Origin of the sequence: Streptomyces sp. NPDC058663, from assembly GCF_042716745.1 — a bacterium.
Lineage (GTDB): Bacteria > Actinomycetota > Actinomycetes > Streptomycetales > Streptomycetaceae > Streptomyces.
The window spans coordinates 1-17,704 of record NZ_JBHXRV010000069.1; the positions used below are offsets into that span (position 1 = coordinate 1).

14 protein-coding genes are annotated in these 17,704 nt (G+C 75.1%); 12 read left to right on the top strand and 2 right to left on the bottom strand.

What is annotated here, in order from left to right:
* Positions 1 to 153: 153 nt before the first annotated feature.
* A complete protein-coding gene (locus tag ACFWVV_RS34440) occupies positions 154 to 1,353 on the bottom strand; it encodes a hypothetical protein (RefSeq protein WP_384357193.1) in 1,200 nt (399 codons plus the stop codon).
* An 85-nt stretch (positions 1,354 to 1,438) separates the two neighbouring features.
* Here ACFWVV_RS34440 and ACFWVV_RS34445 point away from each other — a divergent pair, with 85 nt between their 5' ends.
* From ACFWVV_RS34445 to ACFWVV_RS34495, 11 genes are all read left to right on the top strand, one after another.
* A complete protein-coding gene (locus ACFWVV_RS34445; RefSeq protein ID WP_384357191.1) occupies positions 1,439 to 2,416 on the top strand; it encodes an ABC transporter substrate-binding protein in 978 nt (325 codons plus the stop codon).
* 104 nt (positions 2,417 to 2,520) lie between these two features.
* Positions 2,521 to 3,648 carry a FecCD family ABC transporter permease gene (locus ACFWVV_RS34450; protein ID WP_384357197.1) on the top strand — a complete coding sequence of 376 codons (1,128 nt, stop codon included), beginning with the start codon at positions 2,521 to 2,523 and terminating at the stop codon, positions 3,646 to 3,648.
* Positions 3,645 to 4,652 carry a FecCD family ABC transporter permease gene (locus ACFWVV_RS34455; RefSeq protein ID WP_384357189.1) on the top strand — a complete coding sequence of 336 codons (1,008 nt, stop codon included), beginning with the start codon at positions 3,645 to 3,647 and terminating at the stop codon, positions 4,650 to 4,652. The genes ACFWVV_RS34450 and ACFWVV_RS34455 overlap by 4 nt, the downstream gene beginning before the upstream one ends.
* Positions 4,653 to 4,761: 109 nt before the next feature.
* Entirely contained in the window at positions 4,762 to 5,571 is an 810-nt protein-coding gene (locus ACFWVV_RS34460) for an ABC transporter ATP-binding protein (protein ID WP_384357195.1), read from the top strand.
* Positions 5,572 to 5,627: 56 nt separating this feature from the next.
* Positions 5,628 to 5,741: a streptamidine family RiPP gene (amiA, locus tag ACFWVV_RS34465; RefSeq protein ID WP_260421499.1), complete on the top strand. Its 114-nt coding sequence runs from the start codon at positions 5,628 to 5,630 to the stop codon at positions 5,739 to 5,741.
* Between the two features lie 147 nt (positions 5,742 to 5,888).
* Positions 5,889 to 6,887 carry a hypothetical protein gene (locus ACFWVV_RS34470; protein ID WP_384357187.1) on the top strand — a complete coding sequence of 333 codons (999 nt, stop codon included), beginning with the start codon at positions 5,889 to 5,891 and terminating at the stop codon, positions 6,885 to 6,887.
* Positions 6,884 to 8,383: a CocE/NonD family hydrolase gene (locus ACFWVV_RS34475; RefSeq protein WP_384357185.1), complete on the top strand. Its 1,500-nt coding sequence runs from the start codon at positions 6,884 to 6,886 to the stop codon at positions 8,381 to 8,383. The genes ACFWVV_RS34470 and ACFWVV_RS34475 overlap by 4 nt, the downstream gene beginning before the upstream one ends.
* Positions 8,380 to 9,759 (top strand): YcaO-like family protein, encoded by a 1,380-nt coding sequence (locus ACFWVV_RS34480; RefSeq protein WP_384357183.1) that lies wholly within the window; start codon positions 8,380 to 8,382, stop codon positions 9,757 to 9,759. Before ACFWVV_RS34475 ends, ACFWVV_RS34480 begins: the two co-directional genes overlap by 4 nt.
* 8 nt (positions 9,760 to 9,767) lie before the next feature.
* On the top strand, positions 9,768 to 11,105 hold the full coding sequence (locus ACFWVV_RS34485) for a SagB/ThcOx family dehydrogenase (protein ID WP_384357181.1): 1,338 nt from the start codon (positions 9,768 to 9,770) through the stop codon (positions 11,103 to 11,105).
* Positions 11,102 to 12,841: an ABC transporter ATP-binding protein/permease gene (locus ACFWVV_RS34490; RefSeq protein ID WP_384357179.1), complete on the top strand. Its 1,740-nt coding sequence runs from the start codon at positions 11,102 to 11,104 to the stop codon at positions 12,839 to 12,841. Before ACFWVV_RS34485 ends, ACFWVV_RS34490 begins: the two co-directional genes overlap by 4 nt.
* Positions 12,838 to 14,610 carry an ABC transporter ATP-binding protein gene (locus tag ACFWVV_RS34495; RefSeq protein ID WP_384357177.1) on the top strand — a complete coding sequence of 591 codons (1,773 nt, stop codon included), beginning with the start codon at positions 12,838 to 12,840 and terminating at the stop codon, positions 14,608 to 14,610. Before ACFWVV_RS34490 ends, ACFWVV_RS34495 begins: the two co-directional genes overlap by 4 nt.
* A gap of 75 nt (positions 14,611 to 14,685) precedes the next feature.
* Here the strand turns inward: ACFWVV_RS34495 and ACFWVV_RS34500 are convergent, their stop codons facing one another.
* Positions 14,686 to 15,084 (bottom strand): ArsR/SmtB family transcription factor, encoded by a 399-nt coding sequence (locus ACFWVV_RS34500; RefSeq protein WP_384357175.1) that lies wholly within the window; start codon positions 15,082 to 15,084, stop codon positions 14,686 to 14,688.
* A 93-nt stretch (positions 15,085 to 15,177) separates the two neighbouring features.
* Here ACFWVV_RS34500 and ACFWVV_RS34505 point away from each other — a divergent pair, with 93 nt between their 5' ends.
* The gene (locus tag ACFWVV_RS34505) at positions 15,178 to 17,259 is read left to right on the top strand and encodes an HAD-IC family P-type ATPase (RefSeq protein WP_384357173.1); all 2,082 of its coding nucleotides are present in this window, start codon (positions 15,178 to 15,180) and stop codon (positions 17,257 to 17,259) included.
* Positions 17,260 to 17,704 lie beyond the last annotated feature (445 nt).

A 17,704-nucleotide genomic window follows, 5' to 3' on the forward strand; every position in this document is an offset into this window, starting at 1 on the left:
ACACGACCCCAGGCGTGTGGCCCCGGCTGCCGTCGGCGCGCCGCTGCCCGCCCCGGGGGCCCGGGGCGGCCCCCCCGGCCGGGGGGCCGCCCCGGGCCCCGGCTGTCTGACGGGGCGACGTACCGCGTGTCCTTGCGCGGGCCGCCGCGGCTGTCAGCGGCCCACGGGATCGCCGGCGGCGCCGTCGTGCCGGCCGAGCAGCATCAGGTGGCCGCCGTGATGCAGCGGAGAGTCCAGCCTCAGCCGGGCCGTCTCCTGGCCCGTCTCCGTGTCGACGAGGTGGACTTCGCCGTGGCCGCCGCGGGTGACCGCCACCCAGGGGGATCCCGGAGAGGCGGCGACCGCGCGGCGCTGCACGCCCTCCCACGGTGTGCCCCCGCGCTGCGGCGCGCCGTCCATGGCGGCGAGGGGGATGCGGCGGAGGGATCCTTCGTCCCCCAGCAGTACCAGCTCGTCGCCGTCGGGGTGAACGCGGGTGAAGGCGGTGTGGTGCCGGGCGAAAGCCAGCCGGAAGACGAGGCCCGGGCCGAGTTCGGTCACCAGTGTGCGGCCCGTCGCGAGGTCGTGCCGCCACGCCTGGTTGGTCCACTCCGGCCACCGCAGGGGATCGGCGGGGCCTCCGCGCAACGTGGTCCACAGCGCCCGCCCCCGGGTGTCCAGCCGGAGGTACCAGCCACGGGAGGGCGATTCCCACGGGATCACCGGCCCTGCCACCAACGCGTCCCCTTCCCTGCGGGCCGTGTGCACTCCCGCGCTGGTGGCCGCGAACACCCGCCCCGTCACCGGGTCCTGGGCGTCGCCGTGCCCGTCGTCGGGCAGCGGCAGCAGCGCGTGCGGCGTGACCACGGGACAGCCGGGCGCGGCGGCCAGGAGGTCCGCGAACCGGTGGACGGCCAGGGCGCCGGGCTCCCGGTGTCGCAGTACGACCAGCGGGTCGCCCCCGCCCAGCACCGTCACCCCCGGCTCGCCGACACGAGTCCGTACCCGGGCGGCGTCCCCGGTGGCCAGGTCGACCACGGTCAACAGATCCGACCACGGTGCGGAGTTCTCGCCCAGGCCGGTCGTGATCGTCAGGCGGCGGCCGGAGGGATCGCAGGCGAGATGCTCGGCCGGTACGGCGACGGGGACGGCGAGGGCCACCAGGTCGTCGGCGAACGGGTCGAGCACCAGAAGTTCGCCCCGGCGGTCGTCGACACAGGCCACCCGCCCTCCCGGCAGCGCCAAGAACCCCGCGTGCTCGGAGAGATGGCGCCCGGTGAGGCGTCCCGTGACGGTGCCGTCCGGCACGGACAGCACCGTCACGGCCCCCTCCACGTGATCGGAGACGAGCAGTGCGGATGCGGCGGCGTTCACGGATCCTCCCAAGGGCTATTTAGTGAAAATGATTATCATGTATGTTCAGTGCGTTCCAGGTTCCTGAGAAGAAGTGAGGGCATCGATGCTGCGCGCACCATCGAGATTCGTCCGTAGTTGGCTCGCCGCAGCACTGGTGGGTTCCGTCCTGGCCGGCTGCGGCTCGCCCTCGGACGGGGCCGCGGACGACAAGGCCGGCCCCGGCCCGAAGACCGACGTCGCCGTCGAACCCATCAAGGCGACACGGGACTTGACCGACATCAAGGGCGTCAGGGTCTCCCTGCCGAAGCAACCGGAGCGGATCGTCTGCCTGTTCGCGCTCTGCGACGACATCCTGACCGAGCTCGGCATCGTCCCTGCGGCCACCAACAGTGCACTCCTCGCCCACCCAGGATTCCTGGGCAAGGACCGGGCGAAGAAGGTCGACGTGATCCCCGGCGGATTCATCGCCCCCGAGGTGGAGGCGATCCTCTCCCACAAGCCGGACCTCGTGATCGGTCTGGGCGACACCCACGGCAAGCTCGCCCCCGCGCTGAAGGGCGCCACCACCTTCTGGGCCGTCCAGCCCGAGACGTGGCAGGACAGCGTCGGCTACCTGCGCGACACCGCGGCCCTCACCGGCCGCACCGCCGAGGGGGAGAAGGCCGAACGGGCCTTCCGGACCAAGCTCGCCAAGGCCGAGAAGACCCCGAGCGGCAAGACCGCGCTCATCATCTACGGCAGCGACGAGAACTTCGGCGTCGCGACCCCGGAGGGCGACGTGACCGCCGGCTTGTTTCCCAAGCTCGCCGAATACCCGTGGAAGTCGCGTGGTGTGGAGGGCAGTTACAGCCTCGAAGAGATTCTCGCCCGGGACGTCGACGTGCTGTTCGTCGAGACGATGAGCTTCGGCGGGGCGGACGGCAAGCTGTCTCAGAAGCTGGCGAAGAACCCCCTCTGGAGCAAGATCCCGGCCGTGAAGAACGGCGACGTCCACGAGGTGAACTCCGAGGTGTGGGCCAAGGGGCGCGGTACCCGCTCGCTGGGCATCGTCCTCGACGAGGCCACGGCCGCGCTGCGGTGAGGACGACCTCCTCCGCTCCCACCGCCGCGGACCGCAAGGCGGTCGCGGCCCGCCGCACGGCGCCGCGCGCACGGAGGTGGCAGCCCCTGGTGGCAGTGGCCGCACTGACCTTGGCGTCGCTCTGCGCCCTGTGCCTGGGCACCCCCTACGTGCCACCGCACCGGCTCGCCGGGGCGCTCCTTGAAGGGGACACCACGCTCGCCGGGATCGTCGTCGGCGAACTCCGGGTGCCCCGGGTGGTGCTGGCGCTGATCGCCGGAGCCTGCTTGGGTGCGGCGGGACTCGTGCTCCAGGAGGCCCTGCGCAACCCGCTGGCCGTGCCGGAGATGCTGGGCGTCTCGTCGGGGGCCGCGCTGGGAGTGGCGGCACCGCTGGTGCTGGCCCTGTCGCTGCCCGCCGCGGTCCAGCCGCTCCTCGCGCTGGGCGGGGCCGCGCTCGGCGGCGGGCTGACCCTGCTCGCCGCCGGTCTAGGGCGCAGTCCGGCGGCGGTGCTGCTGACCGGCGCCGCCGTGGCGGCGGCGCTGCAGGCCGCGTTGCTCGTCCTGATGGTCATGGCCGACCAGCTCGACCTCCAGCTCATCTACCGCTATCTGCTGGGTTCCCTCTCCGCCCGGACCTGGGACGACGTGTCGGGGCTGTGGCCGTGGCTGCTCGTCGCGGTCCCCGCCCTCGTCCTGTGCGCGCCGGTCCTTTCGGTGCTGCGGCTGGGGGACGAGGACGCCGAGGCGCTGGGCGTGCGCGCCCAGCGGGCACGGCTTGCCGCGCTGGCCATCGCCGTCGTCCTGATCGCGCCCGTCACCGCGGTGTGCGGGCCCGTCGCGTGGGTGGGATTCCTCGCCCCGCACCTGGCCCGTTGGTTCAACCCCCTTGCGGGGGCGGTGCGCTGGCTGCCGTGGTCCGCCGCGTGGGGCGCCGTTGTCGTGGTGGTCGCCGATGTCCCCGCCCGGCTGGCGCTGGCTCCTGTGGAGACACCGGCGGGCGCCTGGACCGCCCTGCTGGGAGTGCCCGCCGGGGTCGCCCTGATGCGGTCCGGCCGCCGGCGTGCGGCGGCCGGACCGGCACGTGATGCCGCCGTGCCCGCGCAGCCGGGCGAACGTCTGCCGACCGAACGTCTGCCGACCGGGAGCCGGTTGACCGAAAGCCGGCCGATCGAGAAGCAGTCGACAGGAATACCGACGACCGGAATACCGCCGACCGGAGAGCGGCCGACCGGAACGGAGAACGTACGGTGAACCGGCGTTTCGCGGCGCTCGCGGTGCTGGCCGTCGTATGCGCCGGAGCGGAACTGGTGGCCGGGCGCGGCATGTCCCCGTCCGCGGTCTGGGACGTGCTGGCCGGTGGCGGCGACGCCACGGAGCGGCACATCCTCCTCCAACTGCGGCTGCCCAGAATGCTGGTGGCCCTCGGAGCGGGCGCGAGCCTGGCGGTGGCGGGACTGATCCTGCAGTCCGCGCTGCGCAACCCGCTCGCCGGACCCGAAGTGACGGGTGTGACGCCGGGAGCGGTCCTCGGCGCCGTCACGGCGACGGCCCTGGGACTCGCCGGCTGGGACTCGCCGCTGGCCGTCGTACTCGCCGCGTGCGCGGGCGGGTGCGTCGGTGCGCTGCTGCTGTGGCTGCTCGCCGGCCGCACGGGCGGGGACCCCGCGAAAACGGCCGTGCACGGAGTACTGGTGTCGGCGGTGCTCGGCGGACTCACCGCCATGGTGCTGCTCGTGGAGCCCGGTGAACTCGGCAGCGTCGTGCAGTGGCTGGTGGGCACCACGGAGGGGCGCGTCTGGGAGCACTGGCACCTGCTGTGGCCATGGGCCCTCGTGTGGGGCGCCGTGGCCTGGCTGACCGCAGGGCCGCTGACCCTGCTGCGCTGCGGCGACGACATCGCCCTGGCCGCCGGTCTTTCCGCCCGGAAGGCCCGCACCTTCGCCCTGCTGTGCGCGGTCGCGCTGACGGCGGGCGCGGTGGCCGCCGTCGGAGCGCTCGGCTTCGTGGGACTGCTCGTCCCGCACCTGGCCCTCGCCGTCTTCGGCGCGGACCTGCGCACGAGCCTGCCCGGCGCAGCGCTGCTGGGCGCGGTGGTGGTGTGCGGGTCGGACGCGGCGGCGCAGCTGTCCTCGCGACTCCTCGCAGGGGCGCTGGACGCCGGACGGCTCACCCTGCCGGTCGGCGCGCTCACCGCCTGCCTCGGGGCCGCGCTGCTGCTGGTCGTCGTGCGCCGATCGCCGAGCCATACGTTCTGAAGTCCACGGAGGACAAGGCATGACCGAGACCCAGTCCGGCACCCCGTCGGACACGCCGTCGGACACCCAGTCCGAGACCCGGCCCACCACCCGGTCCACGGCCCCGGCCATGGGAATACACGTCGAAGGCGTCCACTTCGGGTACCCTGCCCGACCCGTGCTGCGGGGCGTCGACCTGACCGTACGGCCGGGCGAACTGACCGCCCTCATCGGCCTCAACGGCTGCGGGAAGTCGACCCTGCTGCGGCTGGCCGCCGGACTGCTGAGACCGGAACAGGGGCGCGTCCTGCTCGGCGGGGACGACCTCGCCGGGCTCTCCCGGCGGGCCACCGCGGCCAGGGTGGCGCTGCTGCACCAGTCCGCACCCGCCGTACCGGGCATGACGGTCCGGCACCTGGTGCGGCAGGGCCGGTACGCGGCACGAGGCCCGCTGGGCATGCTGCGCGAGGGTGACGACCCCGTGGTGCGCAGGGCGCTGCGCGACGTCGGGGTGGAGCACTGGGCGGACCGGGACGTCGACGCCCTGTCCGGGGGCGAGCGCCAGCGGGTACGGCTCGCGATGGCGCTCGCCCAGGACACCCGCGTGCTGCTGCTCGACGAGCCGACCACGTACCTGGACCTGCACCACCAGCTCGACGTGATGCGGACCGTGGTGCGCCTGCGGGAGGAGCGCGGGCTCACCGTGGTGATGGTGCTGCACGACCTGGCCCACGCGGCCCGGTTCGCCGAACGCATCGTCGCGCTCAGAGAAGGCCTCGTGGTGGCCGACGGGGCGCCCAAGGACGTCGTCACGCCGGGGCTCCTCGCGGACGTGCTCAAGGTGGCCGGCCGCGTCGGGACGGACCCCGAGGGAGGTTGGCCGGTGTGTTACCCAGATCACCCTCTCCCCACTCTAGAAAATGAAAATCACTTCCATTAGTGTCGGTGACGGCGCTCAACCGAACGCCTCATCTCCCTTACGCACAAGGAGAGTTCATGGACAACGAGCAGATCTTCGCCCCGATCGCCGACCCGGGTCAGCTGGCTCACGCCTCGGCCTCCCACTCCAACGCCCTCGTCGAGAACCCCTTCGAGGACAACGAGGAGTAGTCGCGGCCTCCCTGCCTCGACCGTGGGCCCGCCCGTTGCCTTTCGGGCGGGCCCACGCCCGTTCCCCGGCATCGCGCCGATCGCCGAGCGCCCATCGCCAATTCGTCATCCGCCATTCGTCACTCGCCAGTCGTCAGGAGGTCCGCCGTGTCCCGCACCCGGCTCGTACCCGGTGTCGAAGTCGTCGCCGTGCCCGGGCGAGGTCTCACCGTCCGCACCACCGAAGGGGAGTTCCTCAGCGTCAGGACACGGGACGCGGACGAACGGGACCTGCTCCCCCTGCTCTCCGGCACCGGCACCGGCACCGGCACCGGCGAGGCTTCCGGGGACGAGGAGCTGAGCCGGATCGTGCGCGCCTTCGAACAGGCCGGATACCTGGCGGAGGAGCCGCAGCCCCTGCACTGGCCCGCCGACCGCAGGGACATCCGGCTCCTCGGCGCCCCGGTGCTGACCGGGCCGCTGGCCGCGCACCTGGTGGCGCTGGGCGCCGAGCCCAGGACGGTACCGGCCGCCACGGGTGCGGGCAGGTCACCGGCACAGCCCGAAGGCCTCCCCGGCATCGAGGACCTGCTCGCCGGGAACCCGGCCGCCGTCGTCTGGTGCCTCGACGGGCCCGTGGCCGACGGACTGTGGGAGGCCGCCGACCGGCTGCCCGGGCACGGGGTCGCCTGGCTGCGCTGCCACCGCGAGGGCCGGCAGGCGTACGTCGAACCCCTCGCGGCCGCCCCCGGGGACGTCACCTCCGCCCACGTCCGGGCGCGCCGGCTCGCCGCCACCTCCGCCCACCGCGAACTGGCCGCCTACTGGAGCGGGCCCCGTACGTCAGGCGCACCCGCCGGGCTCACCCCTCCCGCCGCCGCCCTGCTCGCGGCCCTGCTCGCCGACGACCTCACCCGGTGGGCCACCGGAGCCCCCGACACGGCCGGGCTCCCGGCACGGCGCCGGCTCCGGCAGGTGGACCTGCGCCTGCTGACCGTCACCGAACACCCCGTCCTGCCGGTACCGGCCGTCGCAGCCACCCCGGCCGCACGGATGCCGAAGGAGGACGTGCCCGCCCCTGCTCCCACCCCGGCCGCGCCCGTGCCCGCTCCCACCCCGGCCGCACCTGGGCCCGCCGTCCCGCCCATACCGAAGAAGGGCCGATGAGGTCCTTCCGTACGACCGTCGGAGAACTCGCCACGGACGTCTGCCTCCCCGACGGACGCGGCCCCTTTCCCGCCGTACTCCTGCGCACCCCCTACGACCGCGCCCGGCACCTCGCCGAGGCCCGCGGCTGGGCCCGGCGGCGCTTCGCCGTCGTCGTCCAGGACGTGCGGGGCCGGTTCGCGTCGCCGGGGGAGTGGCGCCCGTACGAGAACGAGGCCGCCGACGGGGCGGTGGCCGCACGGTGGATCCGGCGGCAGCCGTGGAGCGACGGGCGATACGTCGCCGTCGGCGCCTCCTACGCCGCCCACTGCGCCCTCGTACTCGCCCTCGAAGCATCCGGGGAGCCGGACGCCCGTCCTGACGCCGTCATCGCCGCCGTGCCCGCGCTCGGACCCGCCGAGACCGCGCGCGAACCCTCCGGCGTGGAGCGGCTGTTGGCCCGCGCCGGGTGGTGGGCCGCCCACGGCGACCGGCGGGACTCCGACGAGGACGCGCTGGCCAGGGCCGTCGCCGCCGACCCCGGCCTGCTCGCCCACCTGCCGCTCACCGGCCTCCCCGCGCGCATGGGCCGCGACCTCCCCTCCTGGGCGGCCGTGTGGGGACACCGCGAGCGCGGCCGGCTCTCCTCCCTGGCGGGCCGTGCCGAAGTCCCCCTGCTCGCGGTCGGCGGCCATCACGACCACTTCACCGAGGACACCGTCACCCTGTGGCGCGCCTGGGGCGGGCCCTCGGCCCGCCTGCTGCTCGGCCCCTGGGGGCACGGCCTCGTCGCCGCGCCCGGCCCCGACGCGGGCCCCTCCCACCGGGTCGTCCTCGGGGACCTGTACGCCCGCTGGGCCCACCACGCGCTGAACGGCGCGCCGGCACCCGGCCGCCACGGCGCGTCGGCGCTGGGCGGCGGCGACCTGTGGCTGCCCGCGGACACGGAGGGGCAGCCGCGGGTCCAGCGGCTGCGGCTGCTGCACGGCGCCCGCTTCACCGCCGACCCGGACCGCCCCGTCCGCTCGGACGACCTCACGGTGCCCACCGGTGAACCCGCCGACCGCTGCCTCCTGGCCGGCCCGCCGCTGCCCCGCCCCCTGGACGCCGTCGGACCCGTACGCGTACGGCTGCGAGCCGCAGCGGACAGCCCCTCCGCGGACTGGGCCGTCCGTCTCGTCGCCCTCACCCCGGAAGGGGCTGCCGACCGGCTGGCCGTGGGGGTTCTGCGGCGCAACGGGCGTCAGCCCCAAGGCCCCTACCCGCACAGCGAGTTCACCGTCGAACTCGGGCGGATCGCCCGCCGCCTGGAAGCCGGAACACGGCTGCGCGTCGAGATCGCCGGACACCACTTCCCGGTCCACGCCCGCAACCCGCACACCGGGGACGACCCCATCACGGCCGACCGGCTGCTCGTCTCCCGGCGTGACGTCGACCCGGCGAGCGTGACGCTGACGCTGCACGTCCTTTCCTCCCGCCCCACCTCCACCGATCCCGCCAAGGAGCTCCTGCGATGACGGCGCTGCCGCTGGAAGCACTCGTCGACCCCGTCTGCGGCATCGTCCGCAAGGTCGAGCCCGTCGAGCACCCCGCAGGTGCTCCACCCCGCTACACCGCACTCACCGCCGAGATATCGGACGCCCGCAGACTCGGTCTGTGGCCCGCCGACCGGGTCTCCCTCGGCACCACCTTCGGCGACCCGGAACAGGCCCGGATCGCCGCGATAGCCGAGGGCATCGAGAGGTACTGCGGCAACCGCGTGCCGCCGCCCGGTCACCCCGGCGCACCCCTGCGCGCCACCGCCGCCGAGCTGACGCAGCGGGGAATACGGCTCTACGGCCCCGACGACCTGCCCGCGTACGCGCCCTGGCAGTACGCGCGGGAGAAGTTCCCGTACCGCAGGCTCACCGACGACACCCCCGCCCTGTGGACGCGCGGCACCGAGCTGCTGGCCGACGGGCGTACGAGCGAGGTATGGGCCCCTGTCTCCCTCACCCACCTCAACTGGCGGCAGGGCGACCTGCGGGACCTGCCCCGTACCCACCACCTCAACTACGCGGGCATCGCCACCGGGCAGGGCCTCGACGACGCCGTCGAACGCGGTCTGCTGGAAGTCGTCGAGCGCGACGCCCTCGAACTGTGGTGGCACCTCGACGGACCCACCCGCGGCATCGACCCGGCCAGTGTGCCGGGGCTGCTGGACGACCTGGCCGGATCCGCGCTCGACGTGCACCTGGTGGAGATGCCGTCGGAGTTCGCTCCGTGCATGGCCGCGCTCGTCCACGATCCCGCCCTGGGGCTGTACGCGGCCGGGTTCGCCTGCAAGTACGACCCGGCGGAGGCCGCCCGCAAGGCCGTTCTCGAAGCCGTGCACACCTGGGTCTTCACCCAGGGCCTGACCGGCCCCGGCGGCTGGGTCTTCCAGGCGGTCGAGGCGGGTCTGCTCGCGCGCGGGCTCTACCTGGAACACCGCGCCGACGGCCGCTATCTCGACGCGTGCGGCGAACAGTTCGAGCACGTACGGGATCTGGGCGCGCACGTGCAGGTGTGGCTGGACGAACGGATGGCGGCCGAGGCCCGGCGATTCACCGCACCCGCCCACGGGACGGTGTCCGTCGACCGGGTCGAACCGGGCAGCCGCGAGCGTCTGGAGCGCGCGCTGCACGCGGGCGGCCACCGGCTCATGACCTTCGACCTGACCACCGAGGACGTGGCCGAGACAACCCTCCGGGTGGCCCGGGTCCTCGTCTCAAAACTCCTCCCCAACGCACCTGCGGCCTTCGGCTACTTCGGCTGCCCACGGCTCGCCGAAGCCGGCCTGCGCCGGGGCTGGCGCACCACCCCTCCTGGCGCCCCCGGGGACTTCACCCTGGCGCCCCCGCCCCACATGTGAGGACCACCGTGGAACACCCCGACGCGGGCGCTCCGGTCGCCGTGCACCACCCGCCGGACCTCGCCGCCGCTCTCGCCCGCGCCCGTTCCCCGCGACGGCCCGGTGCCGGTACGGGCGCCGGGACGGCCGTACTCCCCTGGCCGGGGGCGCCGACGGCGATCCCGGAGGCCGGACCCGACGACCTCGATCTGGCAGCGCTGCTGCGTCTCTCCCTCGCGGCATCGGACCCCGGCGGACGGCTGCGGCCCGCGTCCTCCGCCGGTGCGCTGCACCCGGTGGACACGGTGCTCGTCGTAGGAGCCGGCTGCTCCCTGCCGCCTGGCCGCTACGGGTACGACCCGCTGCGCCACCGTGTCCACCGGCTCGGCCCAAAGCCCGACGGGACACCGCCCGGCGTGCGCGCCGAGCTGTCGGTCACCGCACAGCGCACCGTCGCCCACTACGGTCACCGCGCCTGGCCACTGCTGCTGCTCGACACCGGGCACGCCGCCGCGGCGCTGTACCTCGCCGCCCGCGCGCTGGGCGCGGGCGAGCCCGGACTCCGGCTCGACGGGCTCACCGCGAGCCCGTTGGCCGCCGTGCACATCCCCCCGCCGACACGGGAGTCCCACGGGCGGGCGGGCTTCCCGCCCGCCGTACCGCCCCTTCACAGCGCAGACATGCCGCCGGCCGCCCGACCGGCGGCTGCCGCGCCCACGTCGGCGCCGGAGGAACTTCTGGAGACGGCCGCGCCCACGCCCGGGGAGCTGCCGGCGGCAGCCGTGCCCACGCCCGGGGAGCTGCCGGCGGCAGCCGTGCCCACGCCGGACGAGTTGCCGCCGGCAGCCGTGCCCACGCCGGACGAGTTGCTGGCCCGGCGCAGCGACCCGCCGCCGTTGACGGGCGCCCCGCCCCCGGACGCCCTGCGACGAGTCCTTGCCACCGCCGTCCGGGCGGGCGGTCAGGACCTGCGCTGGTGTGCCGCCGTCGGCCCCCCGCGGCCCGGCCTGGTGGAGATGGCCGACGGCACGGCCCTGCGGCGGTTCGCCGCGGGGGAGGCGCGCCCCGCGCTCGCGGCCTGGGCGGCGGGCCAGGCCTGGATCGCGGACGCGGGAGCCGTCCTGCTGGCCCGCGGCTGCCCGTCGGACGCGGACACGCCACACATCCTCCGCACCCACCTGCGGGCCGGCTTCGCCGTCCACCTCGCCCACGTCACCGCCCGGCGGCTCGGCCTCACCGCCCGCCCCGTGGGCTCCTGGCAGCAGGCGGACCTGGGCGCCGCGCTCGGCGCCCCACCCGGCCAGGACTGGATCGTCCACGGACTGGCCCTCGGCACCTTCCCCGCCGACGAGGAGAACCGCACATGATCGTCCACCCCGAGCTGCGCCGTGCCGCCCGGCGGGCACGGCGCCCCCTGCTCGCCGCCACCCTCCTGCAGGGTGCCGTCACCCTCTCCCACCTGGCGCAGGCGGTCCTGCTCGCCCTCGCCCTGTCCGCCCTGGCCCGCGGCCAGACCGGCGAGCTGCCGTGGCTGCTCGCCGCCGTACTCGCCGTCGTCGCCGCCCGCACCGTGCTCAGCATGTGGCAGCGGCGCACCGCCACCCGCGCGGGAGCGGAGGTCAGGGTGGCGCTGCGGGACGAACTCGTCGCCCACCTGGGACGGCTGGGCCCCGCCCACCTGACCACCGCGCGCGCCGGAGCCGTCCGTACCACGCTCGTCGACGGAGTGGAGGGCGTCGACGCGTACGTCTCCCGCTACCTGCCCCAACTCCTGATCACCCTGACCGTGCCGCCCCTGGTCCTCGCGGCCCTCGCCGTGGTGCAGCCCGTGGCGCTGCTCGGCCTCGTCCCGGCCCTGCTCCTCGCCCTGTGCGGCCCGCGCGCCTGGGACCGTCTCCTCGCCGCCCGGGGCAAGGCGCACTGGGACACCTACGAAGGGCTGGGCGCCGACTACCTGGAAGCGCTCCAGGGCATGCCCGCCCTGCGGGCCGCCGGTGCGGTCGGCCGTACCCGCGTACGCCTGGAGAAGCGTTCGGCGGCACTGCACCGGGCGACCGTCGCCAAACTGCGCGTCTCCCTGGTCGACACCGGCATCACCGACCTCGCAGTCCAGGGCGGCATCGCCGCGGCCGCGCTCCTCGCCTCCTGGTCGGCCGTCGGCGGAGCCGCCACCGCGACCGGCACCTACCTCGTACTGCTGCTGGCCTCCGAGTGCTTCCGGCCGGTCCGCGACCTCGCCCGCGAGTGGCACGCCGGATACCTCGGCGCGTCGGCCGCCGACGGCCTCGCGGCGCTGCGCACCGCCGAGCCCGCCGTCCGCGACACCGGAACGGCGCCCGCGCAGTGGACCGCACCCCCTGAACTCCGTTTCGAGGACGTCCGGTTCCGTTACGAGGGGGCGTCCGAGGCAGCCCTGCGCGGCGTCTCCTTCACCGCGCCGGCGGGACGCACCACGGCGATCGTCGGCCCGTCGGGCGCCGGCAAGTCCACCCTCGTGGCACTGCTGCTGCGCCACCACGACCCGCACGGCGGCCGGATCACCCTCGACGGGCGCCCCACCGGCCAGTACACCCTCGAAGCGCTGCGCCGGAGCGTCGCCGTGGTGTCGCAGGACACCTACCTCTTCCACGCGACCATCGCCGACAACCTGCGCCTGGCACGGCCGGACGCCACCGACGACGACCTGACGGCGGCGGCGCGCACGGCCGGCGTCCACGACGAGATCGCCGCACTCCCCGACGCCTACGCCACCGTCCTGGGCGAACGCGGCGCCACCCTCTCCGGCGGGCAGCGGCAGCGGCTCGCGCTCGCCAGGGCCCTCCTCGCGGACGCCCCCGTCCTGGTGCTCGACGAGGCGACGAGCGCGGTCGACGAACGCCGCGAGGCGGACATCGTCCGCGCCCTGCTGAAAGCCGCAGCCGACCGCACCGTCCTGGTGATCGCCCACCGGCTCGCCGCGGTCCGCCACGCCGACCACATCGTCGTCCTCGACGGGGGAGGAGTGGACGCGACCGGCGACCACTCCGCTCTCGTCGAGGCCGGCGGCGTCTACGCCCGGCTCGTCGAAGCCGGCCGTACCCACCGAGGAGAACTCGCCGCATGAGCAGTGCCGTTGACACCGCCAACAGCCCCCACGCGAGGACCGGGGCGGACGCGCCCGAGCGCGGCGCACTGCGCGCCCTCCTGCCCGCACTCGCCGCGCACCGCGCCATGACGGCCCGCACCTGCGGCGCGGCCCTCCTCGAACAGGGCTCCCTCGTCGCGCTCGTGACGCTGGCGGCGCACACCGTGGGCACGGCCGTCAGCGAAGGCAGAGCCCCGTCGGCCGGTACCGTCGTGGTGCTCGCCGCCCTCGTTCTCGTACGGGCCCTGACGACCTGGCGCGAGATGGACCTCTCGCACGACCTGGCCTACCGGGTTCTCGCCGCCCTGCGGGTACGCGTCTTCGACGGGCTCGCCCGCAGCGCACCCGCCCGTGTCGCGGGGCGGCGCAGCGGAGACCTCGCCGCCACCGCGATGGCCGACGTGGAGGCTCTGGAGTTCTTCTACGCCCACACCACCGCCCAACTCCTCGCGGCAGGAACGGTTTTCACGGGCGGTACGGTGGTCCTCGCCACGGTCGAGCCATGGCTGCTTGCCGCTGTACTGCCGGTAGCGGCACTCCTCGTCGCGGCCCCCTTCGCCGAGGCGCGCGGGCGGGCGGCGCGCGGCGCCCGCACCCGTACCGCAGCCGCGCACCTCTCGGCCGACACCGTGGAGATCGTCGACGGGCTGCGGGAGCTGCTCGCTTTCGGCGCCCTCACCGGACGGCGGCGGCAACTGACCGAGCGTGGACGGCAGGTGGGCGGCGCGCAGCGGTCCGAGGCGACGTGGGAGGCCGCCGTCGCCGCACTCCGCGATCTCCTCATCGTGGTGGCCGTCCTGGGCGTGGTGGCCGCGGCGGCGCAGTCCCTGGCCTCGGGCAGGCTGCACGGCGCGTGGGCCCCGGCGGCGATGGCGCTCGCCCTGGCCGTCCTCGGCCCGGTCGCGGAGTCGGCCAGGTCCCTGAGCCAGGCCGTGGCCCTGCGCGCAGCCGCCGCCCGCGTCGGCGCGGCGGTCAAGGCCCCCGCGCTCGCCCCGCCCGCCGCCGCGCCCCGCCCGCTCCCGGCCGGCCCGCTGGGTGTCCGGCTGCACCGGGTGAGCTTCGGCTACGGGGGCGGGCCGGTCCTGGACGGCGTCGAACTGACCGTCCGCGCGGGGCAGACGCTCGCCCTGGTCGGTGCCTCGGGTGCCGGCAAGTCCACCTGCGCCCACCTGCTGGCCCGCTTCTGGGACCCGTCCGCAGGGCAGATCCAGCTGATACCGGCCGACGGGACCCCGCTCGACATCCGCGACGTGGCCGACGCCGAACTCCGGCGCGCCGTCGCCCTGGTGGGCCAGGAGACCCCGCTCTTCCACGGCACCCTCGCCGAGAACCTGCGGATCGCCGCCCCGGACGCCGACGACGACCACCTCGCCGAGACGGCCCGCCGGTGCGGCGTCGACCTGATCGCCCCCCTGAGCACCCTGGTCGGTGAGCGCGGCGCCACCCTCTCCGGCGGTCAGCGCGCCCGCATCGCCCTCGCCCGCGCGCTCCTGGTGCGGCCCAGGGTCCTGGTACTGGACGAGTCCACCGCCCACCTGGACAACGCGAGCGACGCCCAACTCGCCACCGCACTCCACGAGGAGGGCCGTACCACTCTCGTCATCGCCCACCGCCGCGCCACCATCCGCCGGGCCGACCGCATCGCCGTACTCGAAGCCGGACGCATCGCCGAGGAGGGCACCTGGGAGGAGCTCACGGCCCGGCCCGGCAGCGCGCTCAACCGGAGCCTCGCCCGGATCCCCGCCTGAGCACCCGGACCTGGAGCGTCGCCGGGACCGGCCGCAGTACCGGGGCGGCCGGACCTCCGGCTGTGCGATCCGGGGCTATTCGACGGCGACCGCGGCACCGGCCTCCCCGGCGAGCCCGACGGGGAGGTCGCGGACCCCGATGCGCAGATGCTCGACGTGGTACAGCGCCTGGTCAAGAAGTTCGGCGACGTGGTCGTCGTGCAGCGCGTAGACGATCGACCGGCCGTGCCGCTCACCGGTGACGAGCCCGAGGTTGCGCAGCAGACGGAGCTGGTGGGAGCAGGCGGAGAGCTCCATGCCGACGGCGGCGGCGAGATCGCCGACCGAGGAGGGCCCCTCCCGGAGCCGGGCCAGGATGTACAGGCGCGAGGGCGTCGCGAGGGCCTGAAGGGTCGCGGCGACATCGGCGGCGCCGACCGCGTCGAGACGCTCGCGGGTGGTGGCGCTGCCGGTGGCGTTCATTCCATGACCCATGAGCCCATCATACGGACGACACTTGAAGACCTGTTCAGTTGTTCTTGTATGGTGAGGAGGTCACCCCGTCCGCCCGTGAAGGGTCACTCCGTCATGTCCTCTGTCCTGCAACGGCCCTCGCCGACCGGCGCCGGAGCGTCCTCGGCCCCGCCACCCCGGCGGCGCACCCGGATCCTGACGCTGCCCGAGGCCCGGTGGGCCCTCGCGGCGCTGACGCTGTTCCTGTGCGCCCTCCCGCTCCACCTCCTGGACGCCCCGGCCTGGCTGTGGGGTCCGCTGTTCGCCGCCACGTACGTCACGGGCGGCTGGGAACCGGGCTGGGAGGGCCTCAAGGCGCTGAAGGACAAGACCCTCGACGTGGATCTGCTGATGGTGGTGGCCGCCCTCGGCGCCGCCGCGATCGGCCAGGTCCTCGACGGCGCGCTGCTGATCGTCATCTTCGCCACCTCCGGCGCGCTTGAGGCGATCGCCACCGCACGCACCGCCGACTCCGTACGCGGCCTCCTCGACCTGGCGCCTGAGACCGCGACCCGGCTCGCGGCCGACGGGACGGAGGAGACCGTCCCGGCAGGCGAACTGGCCGTCGGCGATGTCGTCCTCGTACGCCCCGGGGAGCGGATCGGAGCGGACGGCCGGGTGCTCGACGGCGCGAGCGACGTCGACCAGGCCACCATCACGGGCGAGCCGCTGCCCGTACCCAAGCACCAGGGGGACGAGGTCTTCGCCGGCACCCTCAACGGCTCCGGGGCCCTGCGCGTGGAGGTCACGCGCGACCCCTCGGAGTCGGTCATCGCCCGGATCGTCCAGATGGTCGAGGACGCCGCCGGAACGAAGGCGCCCACGCAGCTGTTCATCGAGAAGGTCGAGCAGCGCTACAGCCTCGGCATGGTCGCCGCCACCCTCCTGATCTTCGCCGTCCCCCTTCTCCTGGGTGCGGACCTCCAGCCCACGCTGCTGCGCGCGATGACCTTCATGATCGTGGCGTCGCCGTGCGCGGTGGTGCTCGCCACGATGCCGCCGCTGCTCTCCGCGATGGCGAACGCCGGCCGCCACGGCGTCCTGGTCAAGTCCGCCGTCGTCATGGAGCGCCTGGGCCAGATCGACACGGTCGCCTTCGACAAGACGGGCACCCTCACCGAGGGCACCCCACGGGTGACGGAGCTGCGGGTCCTCGACAGCGTGGACGGCCCTCTCGGCACGGACGGCCCTGTCGGTGCGGCCGGCCCTCTCGGCCTGGCCGGTCCTGTCGGTGCGGACGGCTCCGACGGCGCGGCCGGTTCCGTCTCCGGCACCGCATCGCCCCTCGACGAAACCTCCCTGCTGCGCTTCGCGGCAGCCGCCGAGCACCCCAGCGAGCACCCCCTCGCCCGCGCCGTCGTGGACGCCGCCCGGGAGCGCGGAATCGCCGTTCCGGCCGCGGAGGACTTCACCTCCAGCCCCGGCACCGGCGTCAGCGCCACGGTCGACGGGCGCACCGTCGCCGTCGGCAGCCCGGCCCGTCTCCTCGGCACCCCCGCGGACCCGGCTGCCGCCGCCGTCGCCGCCGAACTGGAGGAAGGCGGACACACCGCCGTGCTGGTCACCCTCGACGGCAGGCCGGCCGGGGTCCTGGGAATCGCCGACCGGCTCCGCCCCGAGGCCGCCGCCACCGTCCGCGCCCTGCGCGAGCTCACCGGCCGGGCACCGGTCCTGGTCACCGGCGACAACCCCCGCGCCGCGACCCGCCTCGCGGCCGAGGTCGGCATCACCGACGTCCGGGCGGGCCTGCTGCCCCAGGACAAGGTCTCGGCCGTCCACGAGCTCCAGGCCGCCGGTGCCAAGGTCCTCGTGGTGGGGGACGGTGTCAACGACGCTCCCGCCCTGGCCGCCGCCCACACCGGGATCGCGATGGGACGCGCCGGTTCCGACCTCGCTCTGGAGACCGCCGACGCCGTCGTCGTACGCGACGAACTGGCCACCGTCCCCGCCGTGGTCGCCCTCTCCCGCCGGGCCCGCGCCCTCGTGATCCAGAACCTCGTCATCGCGGGCACCTGCATCGCCGTCCTGGCTGCCTGGGACCTGATCGGCACCCTGCCGCTGCCCCTGGGCGTCGCCGGACACGAGGGCTCGACCGTCCTCGTCGCCCTCAACGGACTGCGCCTGCTCGCCGACCGGGCCTGGCGCGGGGACAGCTGACCAGCGGGCCGCGCCAGGGGCGCCCCGGCGGCCGGGCCGGCCGGGCAGCCGGCGGACGGCGCCCACGAAGCGGACGGCGCCCACGAAGCGAACGGCGCCCACGAAGCGGACGGTGCCGATGCGGCGGACGGCGCCCACGAAGCGGACGGTGCCGATGCGGCGGACGGTTCCGACCTGTCTGTCGTACCGGACCGGCCGTACCTGATCGGGCGTACGCCGCCGCACTCCCGCGGTGCCGCGCCCCGGCCCGCGAGCGCCCATCCCGACCTGCGGACCGTCACCTGCCCCGGCGTGCGCAGCGAAGGAGCGAAGGGGCCACTCGGGTTCTCCCGCGCTGCGAACGGGGCCCGGTCTCCTTAAGGTCTGGCTGACGGAGCACTCACCGCAGGCACGCGCGTCTGCGAGTGCGGGAACGGGCCGCGCTCGGCGGCCCGCCGTCCGACCC

Coding starts and splice junctions, on each gene's coding strand:
- ACFWVV_RS34445 (WP_384357191.1), top strand. CDS start 1,439: ATGCTGCGCGCACCATCGAGATTCGTCCGTAGTTGGCTCGCCGCAGCA.
- ACFWVV_RS34460 (WP_384357195.1), top strand. CDS start 4,762: ATGGGAATACACGTCGAAGGCGTCCACTTCGGGTACCCTGCCCGACCC.
- amiA (WP_260421499.1), top strand. CDS start 5,628: ATGGACAACGAGCAGATCTTCGCCCCGATCGCCGACCCGGGTCAGCTG.
- ACFWVV_RS34475 (WP_384357185.1), top strand. CDS start 6,884: ATGAGGTCCTTCCGTACGACCGTCGGAGAACTCGCCACGGACGTCTGC.
- ACFWVV_RS34480 (WP_384357183.1), top strand. CDS start 8,380: ATGACGGCGCTGCCGCTGGAAGCACTCGTCGACCCCGTCTGCGGCATC.
- ACFWVV_RS34490 (WP_384357179.1), top strand. CDS start 11,102: ATGATCGTCCACCCCGAGCTGCGCCGTGCCGCCCGGCGGGCACGGCGC.
- ACFWVV_RS34495 (WP_384357177.1), top strand. CDS start 12,838: ATGAGCAGTGCCGTTGACACCGCCAACAGCCCCCACGCGAGGACCGGG.
- ACFWVV_RS34500 (WP_384357175.1), bottom strand. CDS start 15,084: ATGGGTCATGGAATGAACGCCACCGGCAGCGCCACCACCCGCGAGCGT.
- ACFWVV_RS34505 (WP_384357173.1), top strand. CDS start 15,178: ATGTCCTCTGTCCTGCAACGGCCCTCGCCGACCGGCGCCGGAGCGTCC.